Annotated in this window: 12 protein-coding genes; 5 read left to right on the top strand and 7 right to left on the bottom strand. The window is 70.1% G+C overall.

The window, feature by feature from the left end:
• Positions 1-38: 38 nt before the first annotated feature.
• Together AB0N80_RS00640 and AB0N80_RS00635 are read right to left on the bottom strand one after the other, a co-directional pair.
• Entirely contained in the window at positions 39-1229 is a 1191-nt protein-coding gene (locus tag AB0N80_RS00640) for a Gfo/Idh/MocA family oxidoreductase (RefSeq protein ID WP_363389431.1), read from the bottom strand.
• Positions 1230-1320: 91 nt separating this feature from the next.
• Positions 1321-2370: a substrate-binding domain-containing protein gene (locus AB0N80_RS00635; protein ID WP_315994447.1), complete on the bottom strand. Its 1050-nt coding sequence runs from the start codon at positions 2368-2370 to the stop codon at positions 1321-1323.
• 309 nt (positions 2371-2679) lie between these two features.
• On the opposite strand from AB0N80_RS00635, the gene AB0N80_RS00630 reads away from it, so the two are divergent.
• The 3 genes from AB0N80_RS00630 (at position 2680) to AB0N80_RS00620 (ending at position 6486) form a co-directional block, all read left to right on the top strand.
• A complete protein-coding gene (locus tag AB0N80_RS00630) occupies positions 2680-4155 on the top strand; it encodes a sugar ABC transporter ATP-binding protein (protein ID WP_315994606.1) in 1476 nt (491 codons plus the stop codon).
• The gene (locus tag AB0N80_RS00625; protein ID WP_363576932.1) at positions 4152-5204 is read left to right on the top strand and encodes an ABC transporter permease; all 1053 of its coding nucleotides are present in this window, start codon (positions 4152-4154) and stop codon (positions 5202-5204) included. The genes AB0N80_RS00630 and AB0N80_RS00625 overlap by 4 nt, the downstream gene beginning before the upstream one ends.
• Before the next feature lie 100 nt (positions 5205-5304).
• Complete coding sequence (locus tag AB0N80_RS00620) at positions 5305-6486, top strand: ROK family transcriptional regulator (RefSeq protein ID WP_315994449.1); 1182 nt, start codon at positions 5305-5307, stop codon at positions 6484-6486.
• Positions 6487-6815: 329 nt separating this feature from the next.
• Here AB0N80_RS00620 and AB0N80_RS00615 read toward each other — a convergent pair whose 3' ends face one another.
• From AB0N80_RS00615 to AB0N80_RS00600, 4 genes are all read right to left on the bottom strand, one after another.
• Entirely contained in the window at positions 6816-7958 is a 1143-nt protein-coding gene (locus AB0N80_RS00615; protein WP_363576930.1) for an NEW3 domain-containing protein, read from the bottom strand.
• Between the two features lie 77 nt (positions 7959-8035).
• On the bottom strand, positions 8036-9307 hold the full coding sequence (locus tag AB0N80_RS00610; protein WP_363576928.1) for a hypothetical protein: 1272 nt from the start codon (positions 9305-9307) through the stop codon (positions 8036-8038).
• A gap of 17 nt (positions 9308-9324) precedes the next feature.
• Positions 9325-10353: a TIM barrel protein gene (locus tag AB0N80_RS00605; RefSeq protein WP_315994452.1), complete on the bottom strand. Its 1029-nt coding sequence runs from the start codon at positions 10351-10353 to the stop codon at positions 9325-9327.
• Between the two features lie 85 nt (positions 10354-10438).
• Positions 10439-13972 carry a PQQ-dependent sugar dehydrogenase gene (locus AB0N80_RS00600; RefSeq protein ID WP_363576926.1) on the bottom strand — a complete coding sequence of 1178 codons (3534 nt, stop codon included), beginning with the start codon at positions 13970-13972 and terminating at the stop codon, positions 10439-10441.
• Between the two features lie 396 nt (positions 13973-14368).
• Between AB0N80_RS00600 and AB0N80_RS00595 the strand changes: the two genes are divergently transcribed.
• Complete coding sequence (locus AB0N80_RS00595; protein WP_315994454.1) at positions 14369-14608, top strand: twin-arginine translocase TatA/TatE family subunit; 240 nt, start codon at positions 14369-14371, stop codon at positions 14606-14608.
• Positions 14609-14643: 35 nt separating this feature from the next.
• A complete protein-coding gene (locus AB0N80_RS00590) occupies positions 14644-15027 on the top strand; it encodes a twin-arginine translocase TatA/TatE family subunit (protein WP_363576924.1) in 384 nt (127 codons plus the stop codon).
• Here AB0N80_RS00590 and AB0N80_RS00585 read toward each other — a convergent pair.
• A complete protein-coding gene (locus tag AB0N80_RS00585) occupies positions 14988-15932 on the bottom strand; it encodes a LysR family transcriptional regulator (RefSeq protein ID WP_363576922.1) in 945 nt (314 codons plus the stop codon). The genes AB0N80_RS00590 and AB0N80_RS00585 overlap by 40 nt on opposite strands.
• Positions 15933-15973: the final 41 nt, after the last annotated feature.

The raw sequence follows: 15973 nt of genomic DNA, 5'->3' as shown, positions 1-15973 counted from the left end.
CGCGGGGAACCTCTCATCGGAAGGGAACGGGGAATGTTTCAGGATGCCGCGTACGCGCGGTCGGGAACGGTCGACGGTGCGAGGGAGGGTTCGACGCCCGTCCAGACCCCGTCCGCGTCGGAGCTGCGGGCCACGGCATCCAGGACCTCCTGCACGTGGAGACCGTCCGCGAAGGACGGGCGCGGATCCTCGTCGGCCGCGACCGCCTCGACGAAGTCCTTCGCCTGGTGCGAGAAGCCGTGCTCGTAGCCGAGCATGTGACCGGTGGGCCACCAGGCGCCGACGTAGGGGTGCTCGGGTTCGGTGACGAGGATGCGGCGGAACCCCTGCTCCGTCGCGGGCAGCGTGGCGTCGTAGAACTGCAGCTCGTTGGGACTCTCGAGGTCGAACGACAGCGAGCCGAGGGAGCCGGAGATCTCGACGCGCAGGGCGTTCTTGCGGCCGAGACGGAATCGCGAGGCCTCGAACGAGGCGAGGCCGCCGTTCTCCAGCCGACCCGTGAAGAGGGCGAGGTCGTCGACCGTGACGGCGCCGCGCCCGGCGCCGGCCGAGCCGGAGAGGCCGGAGGCGGAGTCCAGCACGGGGCGCTCCGACACGATCGTCTCGAGCAGCCCCGCCACCCGCGTCACCCTCAAGCCGGTCATGAACTCGGTGATGTCGACGGCATGGGCGCCGATGTCGCCGAGCGACCCGGAGCCGGCGCGATCCTTCTGCAGGCGCCACGTCAGCGGCGCGTCGGCGTCGCTGAGCCAGTCCTGCAGGTACTCGGCGCGCACCTGACGGATGTCGCCGAGGCGGCCGGTCGCGATGAGATCGCGGGCGAAGGTGGTCGCAGGCAGGCGTCGGTAGGTGAAGCCGACCATCGAGCGGATGCCGTATCGCTGAGCGGATGCCGCGGCCTCGGCCATGCGGCGGGCTTCGTCGACGGTGTTGGCGAGGGGCTTCTCGCACAGGACGTGCTTTCCCGCCGCAAGCGCGGCGATGGCGATCTCGGCGTGGGAGTCGCCGGGGGTGACGATGTCGACGACGTCGATGTCGTCGCGTTCGAGCACCTCGCGCCAGTCGGTCGAGCTCTCGGCCCACCCCCAGGTGTCGGCCGCGGCCCGGGTGCGGGCGGCGTCGCGTCCGACGAGGACGCTCATCTCGGGGGCGAGGGGGAGATCGAAGAAGCGGGGTGCGACGCGCCATCCCTGGGAGTGCGCGGCGCCCATGAATCCCGCGCCGATCATGGCGATGCGGAGGTGCTGGGTCACGATGAGGGTCTTTCTGTGGGGGATGGAGGACGGGGCGCCCACGGCGACCGTGGACGCCCCGAACCGATCAGGACTCGAACGACAGATCGATGAAGGACGCCACGTTGTCCTTCGTCACGACCGGGGCGTCGAGCACGATGCGGTTGGGCACGCTGGGGGTGATGAGGTCACCCGCGGTCTTGCCCTGCGCGATCAGGCGCGCGAGCGCGATGCCGTCGGCCGCCTGCGTCGACGGGTAGATGACGGTCGCCTGCAGGGGAGTGTCGCCGGCCTCGATCGCCTCCATGGCGTTGCGGCTCCCGGCGCCGCCGACCATGAAGAACTCGTCACGGCCCGAGGCCGTGATGGCGGCGAGCACGCCGATGCCCTGGTCGTCGTCGTGGTTCCAGATGGCGTCGATCTTCGGGTTGGCCGAGAGCAGCTGCGATGTCGCCGACTCCCCGCCCTGGACGGTGAAGTCCGCGGCCACGCGGGGACCGACCTCGAGGCCGCAGTCCGACAGCGCGTCGGCGAAGCCCGCCGAACGATCCTGCGTGAGCGGGAGGGAGTCGATGCCGGCGATCTCGGCGACGACAGCGCTGCTGTTGCCCTCGAGCTGGTCGCAGACGTAGGTTCCGGCGCTGACGCCCATCCCGTAGTTGTCGCCGAGAACGGTCGAGCGTGCGGCGAAGGGGCTGGAGAACTCGCGGTCGACGTTGATGACCGGGATGCCGGCGTTCATCGCCTTGATCGCGACCTCTGTGAGGGCCGCGCCGTCGCTGGGCAGCAGCACGATGGCGTCGACCTTGTTGTTGATGAAGGTCTCGACGGCGGCGATCTGCGCGCTGACGTCGTTGGTTCCCTCGGCGACCTGCAGATCGACGTCGGGGAAGCTCTCGGCCGCGGCCAGGGCGCCGGAGTTGATGGCGCCGAGCCACCCGTGGTCGGCGGCGGGACCGGAGAAGCCGATGGTGACGGTGTCGCCGGTGGCGGCGTTCTCTTCGGCGCTGGTGCCCTGATCGACGACATTCTGGGCGTCGTCGTTCGAACCGGTGCAGCCGGCGAGCAGGCCGACCGACGCGAGGACGGCGACCCCCGTGAGAACCAAACGGGAGCGCGTCTTCATCTGTGAGCGCATGTACTTCCTCCTTGAATGTGATGCAGCTGGGGTCATGGCAGCCCCGGGTCATCCCGAAGGAAGGGTCCGCTCTGACGCCGCTCACGCTAGCAGAAGTGGCAGTGCGGTAGTCAACTTTTGATAACAGACCGATAAAAGTGAGCGACGCCTCTCCGAAGCGCCCGATAGCCGGTCCAGCAGGGCACGTGTCGGGGCGGGGGTTTTGCGCGATCTCCGCATTATCGAGTGTCGCGCGCCAAGCGGGCGGCGTGTTATGTTCGCCACGTGATCAAAGTTGACCATGCTTCGTCATTACTCGACGTCCGCGGAGTGACCAAGTCCTTCGCCGGCGTGCAGGCCCTTCGCGGCGTCGACCTCGAGGTGCGGGCCGGCGAGGTCCACTGCGTGCTCGGCCAGAACGGGGCGGGCAAATCCACCCTGATCAAGACGCTCGCCGGGGTCCACCGCCCCGACGGGGGTGAGATCAGCTGGCAGGGGGAGACCGTGGAGATCGCCGGTCCCCAGGCCGCCATCGACCTCGGCATCGCCACGATGTACCAGGAGCTCGATGTCGTGGACGGGCTGACCATCGCGGAGAACATCTTCCTCGGGCACGAGCTCGCCCGTGGCGGCTTCACGAAGAGGTCCGCGGCGGCGCGACAGACCACGGAGCTGCTCCGCCGCCTCGGTCACGCGGGCCTCTCCCCGCACGCCGAGGTCGGCACGCTCAGCGCCGCCAACAAGCAGATCGTCAGCATGGCGCGCGCGCTCTCGCACGACATCAAGCTCATCATCATGGACGAGCCCAGCGCCGTGCTCGACAGCGAGGAGGTCAAGAACCTGTTCGCCGTCGTCCGGGAACTCACCGCCGAAGGCATCGCGGTCGTCTACATCACGCACCGCCTCGAGGAGATCCGGCAGATTGGCGACCGCATCACGGTGCTCAAGGACGGTCGTACCACCGCGGTGGGTCTGCCGGCCGCCGAGACCCCCACGCCGGAGCTGATCCGGCTCATGACCGGACGCGAGATCACCAACGTCTTCCCCGAGCGCGTCCCGGTCGCGCCCGACGCCCCGGTCGTCCTCGAGGTGACGGACCTCTCCCTCACCGGTGTCTTCTCGGATGTGTCGTTCTCCGTGCGTGCAGGAGAGGTGGTCGGCCTCGCCGGGCTCGTCGGCTCCGGCCGGTCGGAGATCCTCGAGACCGTCTACGGCGCTCGTCGCTCGTCGGGCGGCAGCGTCAGCGTCAGAGGTGTGGCGCTTCCCCGCGGGTCGGTGTTCGCCGCCGTCCGCGCCGGCGTCGGACTCTCGCCGGAGGAGCGCAAGAGCCAGGGTCTCGTGCTGGACGAGCCGATCTTCGTCAACGCGACGATGGCGTCGATGTCACGCTTCGCCAGAGGCGGCTTCCTCGACGATCGCTCTGCGCGCCGGGTGGCGCAGGAGCAGATCGAGGCTCTCGAACTGCGGCCCGCCGACCCCGACCGTGCGGCCCGGACGCTCTCCGGCGGCAATCAGCAGAAGATCCTCCTCGCCCGATGGCTCATCCACGGCACCGAGGTGCTGCTGCTCGACGAACCCACCCGCGGCGTTGACGTCGGCGCCCGCGCGGAGATCTACACCCTCATCCGCGACCTGGCCGCCGCCGGGAACGCGGTCGTCGTGGTCTCCAGTGAGATCGAAGAAGTGCTGGGCCTGGCGGATGTCGTGCTCGTCGTGTCCGACGGCCAGATCCTCCGTACGCTCCCCTCCCACCAGATCGACGAGCACGGTGTGCTCGACCTCGTCATGAAAGGATCCGCCGCGTGAGCGAGCCGACCACCCCGACCCGTGCGCGCACGGTTCCCGCCGAGGCCGGCACGGCCCCGGTCACCTCCACCGCGGCGTCGCCCGTGAAGGCCTTCTTCTCCGGCTCCGCCGGGCGCAACGTCGGCCTCGTCGTCGCCCTCGTGGTGATGCTCATCGTCGGCGCCATCACCGCTCCGGGGACATTCCTCACGGTCGACAACATCTTCGTGATCCTCCGACAGGCATCGATCACGGGGGTCGTGGCCATCGCCATGACGCTCGTCATCATCGCCGGTGGAATCGACCTCTCGGTCGGATCGGTCGTGGGCCTCGCCTCCGTCGTCGGCACCCTCGCCGTCGTGCAGGACCTCGCCGATTCGATGCATTGGATCGTGTTCGTCGTCTTCGCCCTCGCCGTCGGTGCGGCCGCGGGCCTCGTCAACGGCATCGTGATCGCGTACGGCAACGTCGTGGCGTTCATGGCGACCCTCGCGATGCTCGTGGGTGCGCGCGGTCTCGCGGAGATCCTCGCCGAGCGTCGCACGCTCGTGGTCGAGGACCGCAGCTTCATCACCTTCATGAACGCCGACATCCTGGGCGTGAACATGCTCATCTGGATCTTCCTGATCGTCGCCGTGCTCGGATGGGTGCTGCTGAACCGCACCACGTTCGGTCGTCGCACGGTCGCGATCGGCGGCAACCGCGAGGCGGCGCGGCTGGCGGGCATCAACGTCAAGCGCCATGTCATGTGGCTCTACGTTCTCGCCGGTCTGGCCTCCGGTATCGCCGGCGTGATGTTCCTGGGTCGCACCACGGCTGGAAGCTCCACGAACGGCCAGCTCCTCGAACTCGATGTCATCGCGGCCGTCGTGGTCGGGGGGACCCTGCTCGTCGGCGGCCGCGGCACGATCGCCGGCACCGTCTTCGGAGTGCTCATCTTTGCGACGCTGACGAACGTGTTCATTCAGAACAATCTGTCGTCTTCGGTTCAAGCCGTGGCGAAAGGTGTCATCATCGTGGTCGCGGTGCTTCTCCAGCAGCGCTTCTCCCGCCCACCCGGGCGGGGCTGACGACTTCCCCTGCCGACGGCGGCTGCGTGATCCGCGTAGCCGCCGTCGCCACGTGGATGGAACAGAAGACAACTAGTGGTGTACTGAGGGCGTGAAGAGGATGACGACAGATTCGATGCAGTCGGTCAACGGCGTGAGCCAGTTGTTCCAGCTGCTGCGAGACGGCGTTCCGCGCACCCGCGCGGAGCTGGCGAAGTCGACCGGCCTGGCTCGATCCACGGTCGCGATGCGCGTGGACGAGCTGATGCGCATGGGTCTCATCACCCCCGTGGCGGATGCCGTGTCGACGGGCGGTCGCCCGCCCTCGCAGTTCGCGATCAATCCGGCGGCCAAGGTCGTCGTGGCCGTCGACCTCGGCGCCTCGCACGGAACGGTCGCCATCGCCGACCTCACCGGCAAGGTCCTTTCCGAGCGGACCGGCGACATCGACATCGCGCAGGGCCCCGAGCCCGTGCTGACCTGGCTGGTCGAGACCGCCTCCGCACTGCTGACGGAATCGGGCCGCTCGGTCTCCGACGTAGCGGCGATGGGAATCGGCGTCCCCGGTCCCGTCGAGCACTCCACCGGCCAACCAGTGAACCCCCCGATCATGCCGGGCTGGGACCGCTTCGACATCCCCGGCTGGATCTACGAGCACATGCCCGTGCCCGTCCTCGTCGACAACGACGTGAACATCATGGCCCTGGGCGAGCGCAGCGTCGCGTGGCCCAGCGTCGACCACTTCATGTTCGTCAAGGTGGCCACCGGTATCGGCACCGGCATCATCTCCGACGGTCGCCTCCAGCGGGGCGCTCAGGGCATCGCCGGCGACATCGGTCACGTCCAAGTCGCCCGGGGCGCGGACATCCCCTGCCAGTGCGGCAACCGCGGGTGCCTCGAGGCTCTGGCATCCGGTCCGGCAATCGCCCGCGCCCTCCGGGCGCAGGGCATCGACGCCCACACCGGTTCCGACGTCGTCGACCTCGTCAAGCGCGGCAACATCGACGCGATCCAGGCCGTGCGTCAGGCCGGACGCGACATCGGCGAGGTGCTCACCACCTGCGTGAGCCTCATGAACCCCTCGGTCATCGCGATCGGCGGGTCGATGGCGCGCGTCGGCGAGCATCTCATCGCCGGAGTACGCGAGGTCGTCTACACGCGGTCGACGCCGCTGGCGACCGAGTATCTGTCGATCGTGCAGTCCATGGCGGCGGAGAAGGCCGCCGTGCTCGGCGCGAGCATGCTCGCCGTCGAGCACGCGCTCGCGCCCGAGTCGCTGAACGCGGCATTCCTGCGCGTCTGAAGCCATACGCGCTCCGCCGCCCCGAGTGCTCGGGGACCGGGGAGAAGATCCTCCCGCTGTCGCGCTGAGAGGGCTCGCGGGGTCCGTCCGAGCGGCTGGCCCGGCCTTCGGTGACGGGCCGGCGAACACCCCTGCCGCTCTCTTGGGGTCGTATCCGTAGCGCATCCTTTCCCCTCCGGAGCACGCGTCGGATCGGTGGGCTGCGCGTGCGAGCGTCGACTCGCGCAGACCGCCCTCCGCCATCGCGCAGAACGCCCGCCATCTCGATGGCGGGCGTTCGTGATCATCACCCGCGGCGCAGGGTGTCCCTCCCCGCGCCGCGGGCGGTCTCACGGGGCGCGGCGCGCGGACCGCGTCGACGGGTCGTCGAGCCCGGGCGCGGAGGGAGACTCCACTGCGCCGGCCGCGACGAGCGCGCTGGTCCCGCCCGCCTGGGCCGTCGCCGCGGCCACGGCGGATGCGATCTCTCGGGCGTGGGCCGCCTTGCGGCGGCGGGCGGCGACGATGCGCCAGACCACGATCAGGGCGAGGACGGCGAGGATCGCCATCGCCGTCCACGGCATCGCGGCGGTCGCGGCGGTCGCCTGCGACACGAGGGGATCGAAGGTCGACGGCTCCGTACCGGCGAGCGTCCGCGTGACGACCTGCGAGGTGGCGGTCACCTCGGCCGCCAGCAGACCCAGAGGAGCGACGCCCGCGACCTCGACCGTGCGTTCGAGCGAGCTGCCGGGAAGGAGTTCGGGTGCGTCGTCGGCGGCGGTGACGCGGGCCCAGCCGAGCGGGCCGCTCAGGGCGACGTCTACCTCGGGGTCGAGGCGCGCGTTTCCGGCGTTGGTCAACGTGTAGCGAACGGTCGCGGAACCCGCCTCGAGCGGGTTGGCGGCGCCGTGATAGTCGACCGAGACGCCGTCGACGGTGAGCGCGGGGGCGAGATCGCCGAGCACACGCAGGTGCATGCGCGAGCCGAGACGGCGCTCGGTGACGGTCCCGGTGTCGGAGGTAACCGACATGGATGCCACGATCCCCGCGGCGTAGTCGCCGGGTGGGGTGTCCGAGGGCACAGCGACGGTGAACGGCACCTCGGCGTCCGCGCCGCTGTCGAGTGTCAGCTCCGTGGTCTCGATCGAGACCCAACTGCCCAGGTCGGTCGACGCGGAGCCTCCCGCGAGGATGTCGAGCGCGCCGTCCTCGGTGAGGAAGCCGTCGGCGGCGTATACCTGGAGCGTGATCGGCTCCGCGCTGCGGTCGGCGACGTACAGCGCATCCCCGACCGTGCCCCCGGGGGCCAGGTCGTAGGCGTAGTTGGGCCGGTCGCGCCCTTGCGCGGTGTCGGCGGGTTTCACGCTCCACGTCACGGTGGTGTCGGGCGCGGCCGCGGCCGACGCGGCGACGGGCGTGCCCAGCGCGAGCGCGAGGCCCGTGATGAGCGACAGGAGGAGACGGAACGGACGGGGGGACATCGCCTGGGACATGGGCGGGGCTTCCTGTGAGAAGGGAGGGACCGTCGGGGTCGCGGCGGTCAGACGGCCGCGACCCCGACGGGTGGGGATCAGCTGAGGGCGGTCAGCGTCACGGTCGCGGTATAGGTGCCGCGGGGGGTCTCGAGCGGGAGCTTGAGATCCAGGTCGGCGCCCACGAGCGAGGAACCGCGCTCGTGGCCGTCGTTCGCCTGTGCGAGGGTGCGCGCGACGGACAGGCCGCGACCTTCGTCGAAACCGGATGCCACGGGGGCGCCCGCGACGGCACCTCCCTGCGTCTCCACGATCTCGGGCGTCCAGCCGAGGTACTTGCTCGACACCTCCTGGCCGCCGGCGGTGAAGTTCGACACCTGTGCGGTCAGCGACCATCCCGGGTTGCCGGCGCGGGTGTCCTGGATACGGATCGGCACGATGGCGCCGTTCGCGGCGTAGTGGTCGAGCGCCTCGCTCGCCACGCCCAGGTCGACGAGGGCGGAGGTGCCCTCGATCGACCACGTCAGCTCACCCGAGCCCTGCTCCGGCACGGTGACGGCGATCGACTGGTCGCCCGCCGGCGGCTCGGCCGGGGCGGTCCCGGTGTAGTCGCCGGACGTCGTGCCCGCCCGTACGCCTTCGCCGAACGCCGCAGCCGGGCTGTTGCCGTCGAGAGCGAGTGCCCCGTACACGGTGGTGGCGGCGACACGGAGGTTCGCGTTGTTGCCGGTGAGCGACAGGCCGCCTCCGATGGTGTTGGCGAACGCGTCCACGCCGCCGTCGGCGGTCGCGCCGATGAGCACATCGCGGCCGCTGCCCGCAACGGTGACGTCGCCCTTCACGATCGCGCCCGTGACCGAGACGCCCCAGGCCGAGCCGTCGACGCTCACATCGGCGCCGACGGAGGTGCGCACGATGTCGACGTAATTCGCCTGCCGGGTGCTCAGCGAACCGGTGATCGAGCTGTCGACGACCTCGACGTCGATCCCGCCGGCTTCGACCGAGCCGCCGACCCGCAGGTCGTTGACGTAGAGGAAGCCCACGGTCGTGTCGACGGAGTAGGCGCTGACGTCTCCTGCGACGGTCGTGCCGTCGAGCGAGACGCCGTACGCGTCGGTGGCGACGACGTCGCCGGTCACGGTGACCGAGGTCGCATCCAACCACCCGCCGGCTTCGACGATGACGTCGCCCTCGACGGTCGCGCCGCCGAGCACGCAGTCAGCGCCCCCGGGAACGACGAGGTTCCCCGAGATGGTCTGGCTGCCGAGATCCTCCGCGCACGTCAGATCGGCGGCGTAAGCGGGGACGGCCACGACGCTGCCCCCGATGACGAGGAGCCCGACGGTGGTGAGTTTCGTGATTCTGTTCATCTGTTCTTCCTCGTCGCTCAGCCGCGCAGGGCTGCGATGTTGTCGTAGCTGCGGTCGGCGTTCGCCAGGGAGTCGCCGGGATTGACCGGCACCGTGGAGGCGTTGTCCTGCTCGAACATGCCGAAGCGCTGGCCGCGGTCGCGCAACTGCGACAGGAACGCCGTGTAGTCGATGTTCCCGGCGCCGAACTCGACGATGTCGTAGCCGTTGGCGCTGTTCGGGTTGAGCTTGCCGTCCTTCAGATGGAGGATCGGGAACCGCCGGGGGTCACGTTTGATGTAGTCGATCGGCTCGAACCCGGGGTACAGGTGCTTTCCGACGTGCGCCCAGTAGACGTCCATCTCGAAGAACACCGTCTCGGGGTCGAGGTTCGCCCAGTAGAGGTCGTAGACGCGCTCGTTCGTGTCGGTGGTGAAGCCCCACTCCTGAGCGTGGTTGTGCAGATAGAGCTTGATGCCGGCCGCCCGGCCCTTCTCGCCCATCTGGTTCCACGTGCCGATGGCCTGCATCCAGGGATCTTTTGCGAGAGGTCCGCCGTACCCGCCGGCGATCGGTCCGCCCTGGCCGAGGTGCGGCATGCCCAGCACGTGCGCGATCTCGAGCTGCTGGTCGATGTTGGCCGGGGTGAGGTTGACGTGCGCGCCGGTCGCCCGCAGGCCGTTGTCGTCGAGCAGCTGTCGGATCTCCTGCGGCGTGATGGCGCCGAGGTTGCCCTGGGTGTAGCCCGCGAACTCGATCTCCGAGTAGCCGATGCGGGCGAGCTCCTCGAATACCGCGCGGAAGCCCAGCGAGCTGACCTTGTCGCGGACGGTGTAGAGCTGGATGCCGATGCGGTTGACGGGGACGAGACGCTTCCCGGCGCTGACCGGGGGAGCGGCCGCCGCGGCGCGGGCGCCGAAGGCGGTGGATGCCGAGGCTGCCGCGGGCATGGCGGCGGCGCCGATGCCGACGGCGACGGACGACGCCGCCAGGGCCTTGAGCAGGGTGCGCCGGCTCATGGGCCGATCCGGCACCGTGGGGTGCGCGTGGTCGTGGTGGTGACTCATGACTCTCCTTCGAGGTGGGTCCGCCCCGGGCCGGGGACGACCGTGAGGGTGGTGGGGGCCGCGGTGCGCGACCCCCACCCGGGTGTTACTTCTTGACGGTCAGGTTCGCGCTGCCGCTGCTCTTCGCGATCCCGGTCGAACCGGTGTACGACGCCTGCACCTGGTAGGCGCCCTCCGCGCTGAGCTTGGGCAGGGTCACCTGGGCGGTGCCATCGGCGCCGAGCGTGCCGGTGAGGGTGGCGACGACCGTGTTGTTGCGACGGATGGTCACCGTGGCGTCGCCGGTCGGGACGATGCCCGTCGACGAGGCCACCTGGACCGTGGCGGTGGCCGCCACGGCGGGCTTTACCGGCGTCGGCGAGACGGCGACCGAGGTCGCCGACTTCGCCTGCGACACCGTGAGACGACCGATGCCGGCCGATCCCTTGAAGGTTTCGTCGGCCCCGTAGGTGGCCCGCAGGGTGTGCGTGCCGACCGGCAGGTCCGCCGGGAGGGCGACGACGGCGTTGCCCTCGGCGTCCAGAGTCGCGCGACCGAGCTCGGTGTCGCCGACCGTGAGCGCGACCTCGCCCGTGGGGGCGCCGCCCTCTCCGCGCACCGACACCGTCACGTCGCCCGGGGCGCCGTAGGTGACGCGCGGGGAGCCGAGCGAGACGAGCGTGCGGGTGTCGACTGTCGGCTCGTCGGGAGCATCGAGGTCGATCGTGAACGACACCGAACCGAGCTCCGACACGTTGCCGCCGGTGTCGGTGGCCCGGTAGCGGATGTCGTAGGCGCCGTCCTGATCGAACGTCACCCCGTACTGCTGGTTCGCCGCCAGGTTCTCCCAGGTCGCGCCGTTGTCGCGCGAGTACTGGACGCTCGCGAGCGTGCCGTTGTCGGCGGCCTGCACCGAGAAGCGCACGGGCTCGTTGAACACGCCGCCCGCACCTGTCGGGGTGGCGGGGTCCAGCGTGTACGCGACCGTCGGCGGTGTGACGTCTCCGACGCCGTCGCCGACCATCGTCAGCGCATCGACGGCCAACTCGTCGGCCGAGGTGACGTAGAGCGCTCCGGTGCCCTCGGGGGCCTCGAAGGCGATTTCGACGTCCTGCCAGCCGGCGCCCGCGGGGATGGTGGCGGTCGCGAAGGGCTCGGCGTCGGCGGCGCCCCAGCGCAGCTGGACCTCACCCGCGCCGGTGGCGCGGACCACGGCACCGTCGATTCCGGCGAAGTTCACCGGGTCGTAGGCGAGGTAGTCGCCTGCTCCGAGTCCGCTCACGGCGTTGCCACCCGAGGCGTCGGCGTCGGCGTACGTGGTGACGCCCTCACGACGGATCGCGTGCTCGGCCTGCTGCTGCTTCGGATTCAGGCGAACGGTCGCCTCGCCCGTGGCCGCGGGCAGACCGTTGGCGCCCGCATCCGTGTAGGTGACCACGACCGCGCCGTAGAGCAGGGCACCGGGGCCGTGCTCGGGCGAGTTCGGGTCGGTGCGGAAGACACCCGTGCAGCCCGTGCCCGAGACCTCAGGGTGGGCGTGCTCGTCGTGACCGAGACCATAGGTCCAGCTCACGCGCGAGCATTCCGTGGCGTCGCCGTCTTCGGCATCCGTCGTCGTGACCTGGAACGGGATCGCTTGACCCCAGTCGAAGAACGCGCCGTCGCCGGGGAAGGCCACGGTCACCTCGGGCGCCTGGTTGCCCACCGAGATGGTGCGCGAGGTCAGCCCGAAGCGTCCACCCGGGTCGGACACGCGCAGGCGGGCACTGTACGTGCCCAGTTCGGTGTACGTGTACGAGGCGGTCGCGCCGGTCGCGTCGTAGGTGCCGTCACCGTCGAAGTCCCACTCGTAGGTGAGGGTGTCTCCGTCGGGGTCGGTCGAGGGCGACGCGTCGAACTCGACGGTCAGGGGGGCTTGCGACGACGAGGTGGGCGTCGCGGTGAAACGCGCCTGGGGCGACTTGTTCCCGGCGACGTAGTCGATGCGATACAGACCGGCATCGGGGTTGGCGCGGAAGAAGCCGTCGCCGTAGTCGAGCACGTACATCGAGCCGTCGGGCCCGATCTCCATGTCCATGGGGTTGTCGTGCGGCGGCTGACCGAGGGTGCTCAGGGCGGCGTTGGGCAGGAAGTCCTCGATCCCGCTGACCTCGAATGTGTCCCAGTCCAGTGTGAACGCGGCGATGTAGTCCTGCGAGAACTCACCCATGAACGCCTTGCGATCCCAGTGCGGGGGGAGCTTCGTGGGCGAGGGGTTGTTCTCGTCGTAGTGGTAGACGGGTCCGCCCATGGGGCCCTGGCCGTTGCCGGCGCCGAAGTCCACCAGTTCGTCCCACGGCTGGTCGCCGGGGTTGTCGCCGTACCAGAGGGTCGCGGGCTGCGCGGGGGGCAGGTCGGTGAGGCCGGTGTTCCAGCGCGACTCGTTCTTGAGGTCGGTCGGGTCGAAGAACGCGCCCGGCGTCGCCGTGGCGAAGTCCCAGTCGTTGTACGCCTGGTTGTCGGCGTGCACGTAGGGCCAGCCGGCGTTCTGCGGCTCGTCGAGGCTGATGGCGTTCCACTCCACCAGACCCATGGGTCCGCGCCCCGCGGTTTCGGCGACGGCCTTCGTCGCGTCGGGGCCGTAGTCGCCCCACGACAGCGAGTTGGTCTCGACGTCGACCTCGATGCGGAACGGGTTGCGCACGCCCATGACGAAGATCTCCGGGCGGGTCAGCTCGGTCCCGGGGGCGAAGAGGTTGCCCTCGGGGATCGTGTACGAGCCGTCGTCCTCGACGTGGATGCGCAGGATCTTGCCGCGAAGGTCGTTGGTGTTGCCGGCACCGCGCCGCGAGTCGAAGCCGGGGTTGTAGCCGGGGGCGTCGTTGTTGGGCGCGAAACCGTTGGCTCCCGGGGTGGATGCCGGGGTGTTGTCGCCAGTGCTCAGGTAGAGGTTGCCCTCGCCGTCGAAGCCGATGTCGGCGCCGACGTGGCAGCACTGTCCGCGCTGGACTTCGATGTCGAGGATGGTCTGCTCGGTGGACAGATCGAGCTGGTCGCCGTCCCACTGGAAGCGGGCGAGACGGTTCACACCGACCCACTGGTCCCAGTACGACTCGTCGGCGCCCGCGGGCAGCGTGTTGGGGGAGTTTCCCGCCGGGGTGTCGGCCACGCCGTCGCCGTCCGCGTCGCGGGGCGAGTACACGAGGTAGACCCAGTTGTTCTCGGCGAAGTCCGGGTCGAGGGCCACCGTCTGCAGGCCGTCTTCCGAGTTCGCGTAGACGTCGAGCGTGTTGGTGACCCGCGTGACGCCCGTGGCGGGGTCCGTCAGGCGCACGTCGCCGTTTCGCGCGGTGTGGAGCACGCGCTTGTCGGGGAGGACGGCGAGGTCGATCGGCTCGCCGACGTCCTTCGTCAGCAGCACGCGCTCGTAATTGCTCCAGTCGAGGGCGCCTTCGCCCTCGCCCGTGTCGCCGGGGTCGGGCGTTCCGGGATCGGTGGGATCGCCGTGATCGCCGCCCGGGTCGGTGGTTCCGTGGTCTTCCCCCTCATGCGCGAAGGCGGGGGCGGGCACAGCGGCGAAGACGCCCAGTCCCAGTGCGGTGGCCGCGAGGGCCGCCGTCAACCGGGACCGGACAGCCGGATGCCGAGAAGTAGAGTTCATCGTGAAACAGCTCCTGTGAATGCGTTCGAGTTGTTTTCACCGGGTCGCCACGCGTCGCTGCAACGACGTCTGTGGCGGCCCGGGCTCTTCAGCGGTGGCGGTCGGCCACGCGCGATCTGCTCCTCCGCTCTTCGTCGAGTTCGGATGGGACGCCGAGCACCGCTCGGTGCGGCGGTGGTTGGGCGAGCCTCGGGGGGATGAGCGCCCCAGGGGGTGGGCGATTGCTCTGGTCGTCATCTTGACCGATGTTTGTCCATAGGTCAATCAAAAGTTGCGTACGTAACGACCAACAAAAGGAGGACGGTCCTGGGTCTTGTGATGCGCCGCCGATGAGGGCTAGCATCGCCGAACGATCCCACTCGCCGACGACGACGCCGGCACGGCCGAGGAGGCCCCATGTTGCACGGACTGACCGGATGGCATCTTCTGATCGTGCTCGCGGTGGTGGTTCTGCTGTTCGGCGCGGCCAGACTGCCCGCTCTCGCCAAGAGTGTGGGACAGTCCGCTCGTGTCTTCCGCGGAGAGATCAAGGCGATGAAGGACGAGGGTGCCGCGCCTTCTGAGCCGCCGGCGGCCGCGGTGCGCGACGAGCGCCTCCCCCGGGAGACGCTGCTCGAGCCGCCCGCTCGCAGCTGAGCATCCATGCGCGCCCGCCGAGGGGACCACTTCCCATGACCTTCGGTCTCACGATCGAGAAGCTCCTGCTCATCGGCGTGATAGCCGTGGTGATCATCGGCCCCGAGCGGCTTCCCGCGGCGGCCGAGTCTCTGCGCGCCTTCCTCACGCAGGCGCGCCGTCTCGCACGTTCCGCGCAGGAACACGTGCGGGATGAGCTCGGGCCCGAGGTGAGCGACGTCGACTGGCAGCGCCTCGACCCGCGTCGTTACGATCCTCGTCGCATCCTGCGAGAGGCCCTGTTCGCAGAGCCCGACGTGCCCGCCGCGAGCTCGGCTCCGCCGTCGTCCGCGACGGATCACGCCGGTGGGACCGAGGCTCCGGTCCCCGCCGCCACGGGTCAGCGCGTTCCCGCGACGCCTCCCTCGGCAGGGGAGTGAGGGCGAGCGGTGCCCGCTCCGGCTGACACCCGTCGAAGCGCACCCAGGACCGTGCGCACCGCGGCGTAGGCCAGCGCATCGGGGCGGGCGAGGGCGTCGATGTGCCGCACGAGCTCGAGGTCGGACAGTGGTCGCAGCGCGAGGCCGTCGACGGCGAGAGAGGCCGACGTCGTGCGAGGCAGGATCGCGATGGCCGCGCCGGATCTGACCACCTCGGCTGTGACCGAGAACTCGTTGATGCGGTGGGCGACCTGCACGGGGCGGCCCGCGTGGGCCGCGAGGTGCTCGAGGATGCCGGCGAGGGGGAAGCCCTCCTGCACCGATACCCAGGTCTCACCGGCCACGTCGGCCGCCCGCAGCTGCTCCCGGCTCGCCAGGGGGTGTCCCGCGGGGAGGGCGATGTCGAGTGGCTCCGTGAGCAGCGGGGTCGCCACGACCCGGTCGGTCGGCCAGGGCGCGTCATGCGGTAGGCGATGGGCGATCACGATGTCGTGGTCGGCGGTGAGGCCCGGGAAGTCGCGGTGCGCGACGTCTGCGTCGGCGAGCCGCAGGGGAGGTGTGCTGCCGACCTCCCGCAGGAGCGGACCGAACAGCGCCAGACCTGCGCTATGGAACGCAGAGATGCGCACGGGGCGCCGCTCGCTGTCGAGGAACGCCCCCACGGCCTCGCGCGCATCGGTGAGCGCCTCATCGACCCGAGCGCCGGCCGCGGCCAGGGCCTCGCCCGCGGGCGTCAGTACGAGCACCCGTCCGCGCCGCACGGTGAGGGGAACCGGGACGTGCGACTGAAGGGTGGCGAGCTGTTGCGACACCGCCGACGCCGACACGTGCAGTGCGGCGGCGACCGCGACGACGCTGCCGCGGTCGCGCAGTTCACGGAGAACACGGAGGTGGACGACATCCATAAGCCTCAACTTATTCGACGATGAAAAAAGATCCCGTTGTT

The organism is Microbacterium sp. NPDC089188 (assembly GCF_040685155.1).
GTDB lineage: Bacteria > Actinomycetota > Actinomycetes > Actinomycetales > Microbacteriaceae > Microbacterium > Microbacterium galbum.
Note: the sequence above shows the minus strand (reverse complement) of the source record. Positions and strands in the feature narration are given on the sequence as shown.

Coding starts and splice junctions, on each gene's coding strand:
- AB0N80_RS00640 (WP_363389431.1), bottom strand. CDS start 1,229: ATGATCGGCGCGGGATTCATGGGCGCCGCGCACTCCCAGGGATGGCGC.
- AB0N80_RS00635 (WP_315994447.1), bottom strand. CDS start 2,370: ATGCGCTCACAGATGAAGACGCGCTCCCGTTTGGTTCTCACGGGGGTC.
- AB0N80_RS00620 (WP_315994449.1), top strand. CDS start 5,305: ATGACGACAGATTCGATGCAGTCGGTCAACGGCGTGAGCCAGTTGTTC.
- AB0N80_RS00615 (WP_363576930.1), bottom strand. CDS start 7,958: ATGTCCCAGGCGATGTCCCCCCGTCCGTTCCGTCTCCTCCTGTCGCTC.
- AB0N80_RS00610 (WP_363576928.1), bottom strand. CDS start 9,307: ATGAACAGAATCACGAAACTCACCACCGTCGGGCTCCTCGTCATCGGG.
- AB0N80_RS00605 (WP_315994452.1), bottom strand. CDS start 10,353: ATGAGTCACCACCACGACCACGCGCACCCCACGGTGCCGGATCGGCCC.
- AB0N80_RS00600 (WP_363576926.1), bottom strand. CDS start 13,972: ATGAACTCTACTTCTCGGCATCCGGCTGTCCGGTCCCGGTTGACGGCG.
- AB0N80_RS00595 (WP_315994454.1), top strand. CDS start 14,369: ATGTTGCACGGACTGACCGGATGGCATCTTCTGATCGTGCTCGCGGTG.
- AB0N80_RS00590 (WP_363576924.1), top strand. CDS start 14,644: ATGACCTTCGGTCTCACGATCGAGAAGCTCCTGCTCATCGGCGTGATA.
- AB0N80_RS00585 (WP_363576922.1), bottom strand. CDS start 15,932: ATGGATGTCGTCCACCTCCGTGTTCTCCGTGAACTGCGCGACCGCGGC.